We start from the raw sequence: 7,736 nt of genomic DNA on the forward strand, positions 1-7,736 counted from the left end.
CGCCGACGCTGCCCGAGCCGATCGCTACCTGGTTGTTGTCGTTCGTCTGCGCGCCGGCGCCGATCGCCACCGACTGCGTGCCGGCGGCACGCGTTTGCGTCGCCGCGTCATACGATGCGCCGGCCGATACGCCGTCGCTCGACGTCGGGTTCGCGCCGCCGATCGCGACCGAGCGGTCGCCGCTGGCGAGCGCCGAGTGGCCGAGCGCGATCGAGCTCGTGCCGTGCGCATCCGCGACGTTGCCGAGCGCCATCGAGAAATCGCCGACCGCCGCCGACTGACGGCCGATCGCCAGCGCGGTATTGCCCTGCGCGACCGCCACCGTGCCGATCGCGGTGGCCGAGTTCGCCAGCGCCTGCGAGCCGACGCCGATCGCGATCGCGCCGCCGCTGCTGGTGCCGCCCTTGCTGCTCGCATTCGACTGGTCGCCGATCGCGATGCCGCTGGTGCCGGCCTTCGCATTGGTGCCTTGCGTCACGTTCGCGGTGCTGACCGCCACGTAGCTGCCGTTCTTCGTTGCCACGCATAGCGGGTTGGTGCCGTCGATACACTGGCCGTTCAGCGCGTTGTCGGGGTTGCCGCGGTCGACGAAATTGTCCGCATGAGCGGCGCCGGCGATCAGCACACCCGCACCCGTGAACATCGCGGCGGCAAGCGCCGAAATCTGCTTCCTCTTCATGGTCTTCTGCTCCGTTGTGTAGCGTCTGGTTTGAATACGGACTACTTACTTTTATTGACAGCTTCGACTTCGATTACGGTTGCGACTTCTCTCGAAAGTGGATTCCACGGCCCGGACACAAGCCCTGTCGAGACGACACGTATCGCGCACGCTCGTTTCGACAGGGCGTTCGAAAGCCCCGGGCATGCCGTCGGTTCGACGTCCCGTTCCGCTAATCCGACTATTGCATTAGGAATACGTATTGATTCTTATGGACGAGTCTTCCCCCGGCTGAATCCAGAGATTCAACCCGTCGTCATGAACATCCCCGATTTGTCGTCGCGCCGACCGCGACCCACCACGCTTCTTTTATTTCATCCCCGGCAACCGGGTTCCATTTCCGTGCAGCAAGCATGTGCCTGGACGAGCATCAATTGATGCGCAGGCCCCGGGTCTGACAACGTCCGTCGCCGCTTGCGGCACTTCCGCTGCCCTGCTCCACCCGTCATTCAAAGTTCGGACGAATTATGAGACACGAGATTAAATTATTAAAGCCGACATTCTTTATAGATTGTAAAATCTAAAATATTCAACGACTTACGTAAAATACACTCATCTCGCAAACGATTTCGCACCCACGCCGCCATTCAAAATCTTTTACCGGGCGGATAAATACTTTGCCAAAGCGGATTCGATTAAAAAACTTTCTGAAAAAGACAACCTCGAAACCGGCCGACTCGGCGCTTTTACGCCGGATATACGCGTAAACCACGAACATTGACGCACATCGACGCTTCACGTTCCTGTCGCAAACCGCCATTTTCGATAATCGTGAAGGGTGAATCGGGCGAATAGGGCCGCCATGTCTGGCCGGATTCGAAATATGCTCCTACAATTCCGCTCGCACCGATTCCGGCAGTCGCGATCATTTCCACGCGAGCACGGCAATCCCTCGCGTGTCGACCGGCTTGGCGATCAAAACAACGAACGCCGTGCGATGCGCCGAGCGATTGCCTGCCGCGCGGTTCCGCTCTGTACGGAGTCGATGCGAGCATGCGATGCAATGGATGCATCGCCACAGAGCGGCTTCCGACGTTTCCTCCACACCGGGCAGGCCACCCGCGGAAACGCAGTCAACCGCCTTTTCACAACAGGTGCACGATGTCTTCATCGATCTCCGCATTGAGCGACGCGCATATCCTGATCGTCGACGATCAACCCGACCAGCTAAGGTTGCTGATCGACATCCTGCGCAGCACGGGATGCCGGATCAGCATCGCATTCGACGGCACGCAAGCGTGCCAGCGCGCGCAGGCACTGATGCCCGACCTGATCCTGATGGACGTGCGCATGCCGCGCATGGACGGCTTCACCGCATGCCGTCTGCTCGCCGCCGATCCGCTGACGTGCGCGATCCCGGTCATCTTCCTGACCGTGGCCGACGCATTGCACGAGCGGCTCGAAGGGCTCGAGATCGGCGGCGTCGACTATGTGGTGAAACCGTTCGAGCCGGCGGAAGTGATCGCGCGGATTCGCGTGCAGCTCTCGCGCACGAAACGCGAACGGCCGGCCGCGGCGGAACAGGCGGAAGGCTCGCCCGCGGGCGGTAAGGAAGACGACATCATCGTACGCGCGGCGATCCGCCACCTGTCGCGCACGCTGAACGATCCGCCGACGGTGGAAGAACTGGCGCGTGCGGTCGGCACGCACGAAAAACGCTTGTCGCGTGCGTTTCGCGACAATCTCGGCCAGACGGTGTTCGAGTATCTGCGCTACGAGCGGCTGCGGATCGCGCAGGATCTGCTGGATTCCACCTCGCTCAGCATCGCCAGCATCGCGAAGGAAATCGGCTTTTCCACGCCGGCCAATTTCGCGACCGCCTTTCGCGAACGGTTCGGCATCACACCGACCGAATGGCGCCGCCAGGGCCACGCGGGTGCGCGCGCCGCAGCCCGGCAGCCGCAACGCCGCGCGTAGGCCGATGCAACGCGAACGTGCTTACCAGTTGTATTTCGCGCTGGCCAGCACGGTCCGCTCGTTGCCGAACACGCACACCGCGTACGACTGGCAGCCGCTCACATAGCGCCGGTCGAACAGGTTCGCGACGTTCACCGCGAAACGCCAGCGCGGCAGGTCGTAATGGATCGCGAGGTCGTAAAGGGTCGCGCTCGGCACCGTCAGCGAATTGTCCGGCGCGCCCGCCGACGCGCTCTGGTAGCGCACGCCGCCGCCGACGCCGAGGCCCGCCAGCGCGCCCGTGTGCCAGGTCCAGTCGGCCCACATCGACGCCATCTGCCGCGGCAGCGGCACGGACACCGGCCAGTGGTTCAGCGATACGTCGTTCGCCTGCACGTTCTTGACGTCCTGATATGCATACGACGCGACGATCGACAGCCCGTGCGTCACCTTGCCGACCGCGCTCAGCTCGATGCCGCGCGAGCGCACCTTGCCGGTCTGCACCGACGTCGTGCCGGTCGGGTCGAGATTGACCGGCGTCGGCGTCACGACGTTGGTCTGGTCGATCTGATACACGGCCGCGTTCAGCATCAGGTTCCGGCCGGCCGGCTGCCAGCGCAGCCCGGCCTCCGTCTGCGTGCCGCGGGTCGGTTTCGGCAAGCCGCCGCCGAACATCCGCACGCCGATGACGGGATCGAACGACGTCGAATAGCTGACGTAAGGCGACAATCCCGCGTCGCCGCGATAGGTGAGCCCGACGCGCCCGGAGAACGCACTGACGTCCTGCTGCGCATGCGTGCCGGCGGTGCGGTCGTCGAAGCGCGCATTCACGACATCCTCGCGGCCGCCGAGCGTCAGCGTCCAGCGCTGCCAGCGGATCTGGTCCTGCGCGTACACGCCGACACCGTTCATCGCGGTGTACTGATCGACGTGGCCGAGCGACGTCGGGCCGGAGAAGATCGCGGCCGTCACGGGCCGATAGACGGGGTGGTACAGGTCGAGCGACGGCGCGAGCGCGAGCCATACGCTGTTGGTCGTCGTCTGCCGGTCGAACTGCACGCCGAACAGCAGCGTGTGTTCGAGCGACCCCGTGCCGAAGCGCGCCTGCGCGTGGTTGTCGATGTCGAACCGGCTGTAGTTGAGCTGGAACAGCCCCGCGAAACGCATCATGTTCGTCGTGCTGCGGGGCGCGAGGCCGTTGCCGAACACTGTCGCATCGTCGAGCGACAGGTGCGACCAGCGCACGTCCTGGTGCAGCGACCAGATCGCATTCACGCGGTGTTCCAGCGCGTAGCCGAGCGACCATTGCTTCTTGCGGTAGTCGTTGAACGACGGGTCGCCCATGTAGAGGTCCTGCGACAGGCGGCCATTCGGGTTCGGCAGCACCGTGCCCGACGCGGGCAGGAAGTTCGACGAGATGTCGCCGCTGTCCTGCAGGAACGTCGCGGAAAGCGTCAGCGACGTGTCGGCGTTCGGCCGCCACCGGAACGACGGCGCGAGCGCGACGCGGCGGTCGCCGTTCGGGCCGGTCACCGCGTTGCCGTCGCGTGCGACGCCGACGAATCGGTAGGCGTACTTGCCATCCGGATCGAGCCTGTCGCCGACGTCGAGCATGGCTTGCTTGCGCGCATCGTTGCCGATCTGCACGCCGGCTTCGCGCACGCGCTCGCCGTCGGCCAGCTTCGTATGCGCGTCGACGATCGCACCCGGCTCGCCCGCGCCGTACAGCACCGACGTCGGCCCGCGCAGCACCGCGATCGAGTCGATCGTGTACGGATCGACGCGCCAGTTCGCGATCACGGCCGCGTTCGGCGCCGGCAGGCCGTCGACGTACAGCGTCGGCGTGAAGCCGCGCAGCGCCGCATACCAGTCGGTGCGGCTGTCGGCGCCGAACGTCGCGAAACCCGGCACGTAGCGCAACGCCTGGTTCAGGTCGGCCGCGCCGGTCATGTCGATCTGTTGCGCGGTCACGAGGTTGAGCGTTTGCGGAATCTCGTCGACCGGCGTGTCGGTCTTGGTGCCGGTGGCGGTGCGCCGCCCGACCAGTCCGATGGACGAAGCAGCATCGGCCGGCCCTCGCACGTCGATGGCCGGCAGCACGGCCACCGCCGCGCCCGGCGCCGATGCCTGCGCATGCGCCCCGCCCGCGGCGGCCACGCACCACGCTCCGCCGGCCACGATCGCCCGCGCGCGCCGCCCCGTCCCTGTCTCCATCCACATCGTTTCGATACTCCGTCGTGCTGGTTGGCCCGTTCGGCCGGATCGGCGGACCATGCGTCGCCGGGGTCCGTCCGGTGGTGTCGTGATTGCCGTGCTGGCGAAGGCAGTGATGCGTGGAGCGTCGGGATGCACCGTCCGGTCGCGCCGTTCGCGAGCGCAGCGATCATACCGGCCGAACGTGGCGCGGTCTTTAAAAAAATCAAATCGACGAAGGCGGAGGCACGCAGATTGCTCGTCGCACGGACCGCACCAGGAACCCGGCGCAACCGGGCATCGACGTGACACGCACATCCGGCAGGATTCACATCGGCATTTCAGGCTGGCGCTACCCCGGCTGGCGAGGGACGTTCTATCCCGCCGACCTGAAGCAGGCCAGCGAGCTGCGGTATGCATCGGGCCGCATGCAGACGATCGAGATCAACGGCACGCACTACAGCTTGCAAGCGCCTGACAGTTGGCGGCGCTGGTACGCCGACACACCGCCCGGGTTCGTGTTCAGCGTGAAAGGCTCGCGCTACCTGACGCACATGCTGCGCTTTCGCGGCGAAACGGCCACGACCGCGTGCGCGAATTTTTTCGCTCAGGGGCTGTTCGCGCTGAAGGACAAGCTGGGGCCGCTGCTGTGGCAATTTCCGCCGTCGCTGCGTTTCGATCCGGCGCACATGGAACGCTTCCTGAGCCTGCTGCCCCCCGACACGGAAGCGGCGCTCGCGCTCGCCCGCCGGCACGATTCGCGGGTGCGTGAACCGTATCTGCAGATCGACCGCAAGCGAGCGTTGCGTCATGCGGTGGAAGTGCGGCACGACAGCTTCGTGGACCCGGCGTTCGTGAAGCTGCTGCGCCGCCACAAGGTCGCGCTCGTCGTGTCGGATTCGACCGAGGCGTGGCCGCAGTTCGAGGATCTGAGCGCACGCTTCGTCTACATCCGGCTGCACGGCACCGAAACGAAGTATTCGGGCGAATATGCCGATACGGCACTCGAACGATGGGCGCGCAGAATCGAAGCGTGGACCCGGGGCACGCAGCCGGACGATGCGCGTCTCGCCGCGCCGGCGCTGCCACCGCCGCGCGCGGCGACGCGCGACGTGTATTGCTATTTCGACAACGACACGAAAACGCAGGCGCCGTTCGACGCCGGGCGGCTGATGGATCGGCTCGGGCTGCATGCGCACGATGTGGCGCCGCAATGAAACGCTCGGCACGCTATGACCATCGGGAATGTCGTCCGCCGCCGCATGGGCAGGCGCGCAATATGCTCCTGCACTCGCGGATCGCGCCCTTCATCGCGCTCGCCGCGCGCCGGTAAATTTTGCAAGACCGGCAACCGGCTCCATGGGCCAATACTGCAAGGAGAAAAACGATGACCCTGCTCATCTATCTGGTCGGATGGATCATCTTCATCGGCGGCGTCGCCTGGGGTTTGATGACGCTGCACGTCTCTCAGCACATCATCGAGATCGTGGCCGTCATCCTGTTCGGCATCGCGGTCATCACCGGCGCGACGCGCGCCCGGAATCGCGACCGATCGTAGTGTCACGGCGCGTCGCGCGCCGGTAGTCGCTCGTTGCGTCGGGTTCGACGTGCGAGCGTCAATCCGATTCTTCGCATTCCTTACGCTTATGGTATCGATCTAGCGTGGGACGTCGTGCGTCATCGGTACGGTGGCGATCTGCAGTCGAATGCAAAGCGGCGCGTCAGCGAAACGAGCGAGCGGGAATCCCGAATCGTGATCCCGCCGTGCTTGTACGTGACGCGCCCGAATGTTCCCGGCCACCCATTGACCGCGGCGGCCGGGTGCTCACGTCGCTTACTTCCTCGGCAGCGGCGCGGTCAGCGAGCTGACGAGCGACGTCACCGGCGCTAGCAGACCGCCGCCTGCCCCGGCACTGCCCCCTTGCGCGGAATCGCTGTTCAGCGAAACCGCCAGCGCCGGGAGCACGCCGGCCACCGATCCGACAGCTGAACCGACCGAATGCACCGCCGCGTTGGCGATCGTCGCGCCGCCGGAGACGAGCGCGCCGACTGCATTGGTCGCGCCGCCGACCGCACCGGCCGCCGTGCCGCCGTTGAGCGCGACACTCAGTGCCGGAAGCGTGCCTGCGATCGCGCCCGTCGTGCCGGTTACGGTGTTCGCCAGCGTACCCGTCAGGCCGGTCGTGACCGCCGCGAGGGAGCCGGCCGCGCCGGTTGCGCCCGTGAGAACGCCGGTTCCGGCGCCGGCGATGCCGCCTGCGCCGCTCGTTGCCGATCCGATCAATGACGTGACCGCCGATGCGAGCGGCGTGATCGCCGCCGTGCCGCTGCCGGCGACGCCGGTTACTGCGCCGGACACTGCGCCGATCGCGCCGGTGGCGGCACCGACCGGCAGCGATCCGCCGAGATTGCCGACGATGCTCGTGATCGGCGTGATCAGCGCGCCGCCGTTGCCCGCGACACCGGTGACGGCGTTGACGACACCCGTGCCGGTGTTGGCTACCGTGCCGACGATGTTGCCGAGACCTCCGGTTGCGCCGCCGACACCGCCCAGTGTGCCGGTCAGTGTTCCGACTGCGCCCGTGGCCGTGTTTGCTACCGTGCTGACGACGCCGCCGAGACTGCCGGTGCTGCCTCCGACGCCGCCCAGTGCGCCGGTCAGTGTTCCGACTGCGCCCGTGGCCGTGTTTGCTACCGTACTGACGACGCCGCCGAGACTGCCGGTGCTGCCTCCGACGCCGCCCAGTGCGCCGGTCAGCGTTCCGACTGCGCCCGTTGCCGTGTTCGCTACCGTGCCGACGACGCCGCCGAGGCCACCGGTCCCGCCCCCGACACCGCCCAGTGCGCCGGTCAGCGTTCCGACTGCGCCCGTTGCCGTGTTCGCTACCGTGCCGACGACGCCGCCGAGGCCACCGGTCCCGCCCCCGAC

Annotated in this window: 3 protein-coding genes and 3 pseudogenes; 3 read left to right on the forward strand and 3 right to left on the reverse strand. The window is 66.3% G+C overall.

Annotated features, from left to right (window positions below; translation table 11 throughout):
- Positions 1-679 (reverse strand): annotated as a pseudogene (locus H3O04_RS32280) (adhesin); the annotation flags it as partial.
- A gap of 1,140 nt (positions 680-1,819) precedes the next feature.
- On the opposite strand from H3O04_RS32280, the gene H3O04_RS32285 reads away from it, so the two are divergent.
- Positions 1,820-2,635 carry a response regulator transcription factor gene (locus H3O04_RS32285; protein ID WP_074807770.1) on the forward strand — a complete coding sequence of 272 codons (816 nt, stop codon included), beginning with the start codon at positions 1,820-1,822 and terminating at the stop codon, positions 2,633-2,635.
- 21 nt (positions 2,636-2,656) lie between these two features.
- Here the strand turns inward: H3O04_RS32285 and H3O04_RS32290 are convergent, their stop codons facing one another.
- Positions 2,657-4,834 (reverse strand): TonB-dependent siderophore receptor, encoded by a 2,178-nt coding sequence (locus tag H3O04_RS32290; protein WP_202589230.1) that lies wholly within the window; start codon positions 4,832-4,834, stop codon positions 2,657-2,659.
- A 52-nt stretch (positions 4,835-4,886) separates the two neighbouring features.
- On the opposite strand from H3O04_RS32290, the pseudogene H3O04_RS32295 reads away from it, so the two are divergent.
- Positions 4,887-6,140: pseudogene (locus H3O04_RS32295) on the forward strand (DUF72 domain-containing protein).
- Between the two features lie 54 nt (positions 6,141-6,194).
- Positions 6,195-6,365 carry a hypothetical protein gene (locus tag H3O04_RS32300; RefSeq protein ID WP_006397039.1) on the forward strand — a complete coding sequence of 57 codons (171 nt, stop codon included), beginning with the start codon at positions 6,195-6,197 and terminating at the stop codon, positions 6,363-6,365.
- A 276-nt stretch (positions 6,366-6,641) separates the two neighbouring features.
- Here H3O04_RS32300 and H3O04_RS32305 read toward each other — a convergent pair.
- Positions 6,642-7,736: pseudogene (locus H3O04_RS32305) on the reverse strand (beta strand repeat-containing protein); the annotation flags it as partial.

The organism is Burkholderia sp. KCJ3K979 (genome assembly GCF_016759955.1).
Taxonomy (GTDB): domain Bacteria; phylum Pseudomonadota; class Gammaproteobacteria; order Burkholderiales; family Burkholderiaceae; genus Burkholderia; species Burkholderia orbicola.

Coding starts and splice junctions, on each gene's coding strand:
- H3O04_RS32285 (WP_074807770.1), top strand. CDS start 1,820: ATGTCTTCATCGATCTCCGCATTGAGCGACGCGCATATCCTGATCGTC.
- H3O04_RS32300 (WP_006397039.1), top strand. CDS start 6,195: ATGACCCTGCTCATCTATCTGGTCGGATGGATCATCTTCATCGGCGGC.
- H3O04_RS32290 (WP_202589230.1), bottom strand. CDS start 4,834: ATGTGGATGGAGACAGGGACGGGGCGGCGCGCGCGGGCGATCGTGGCC.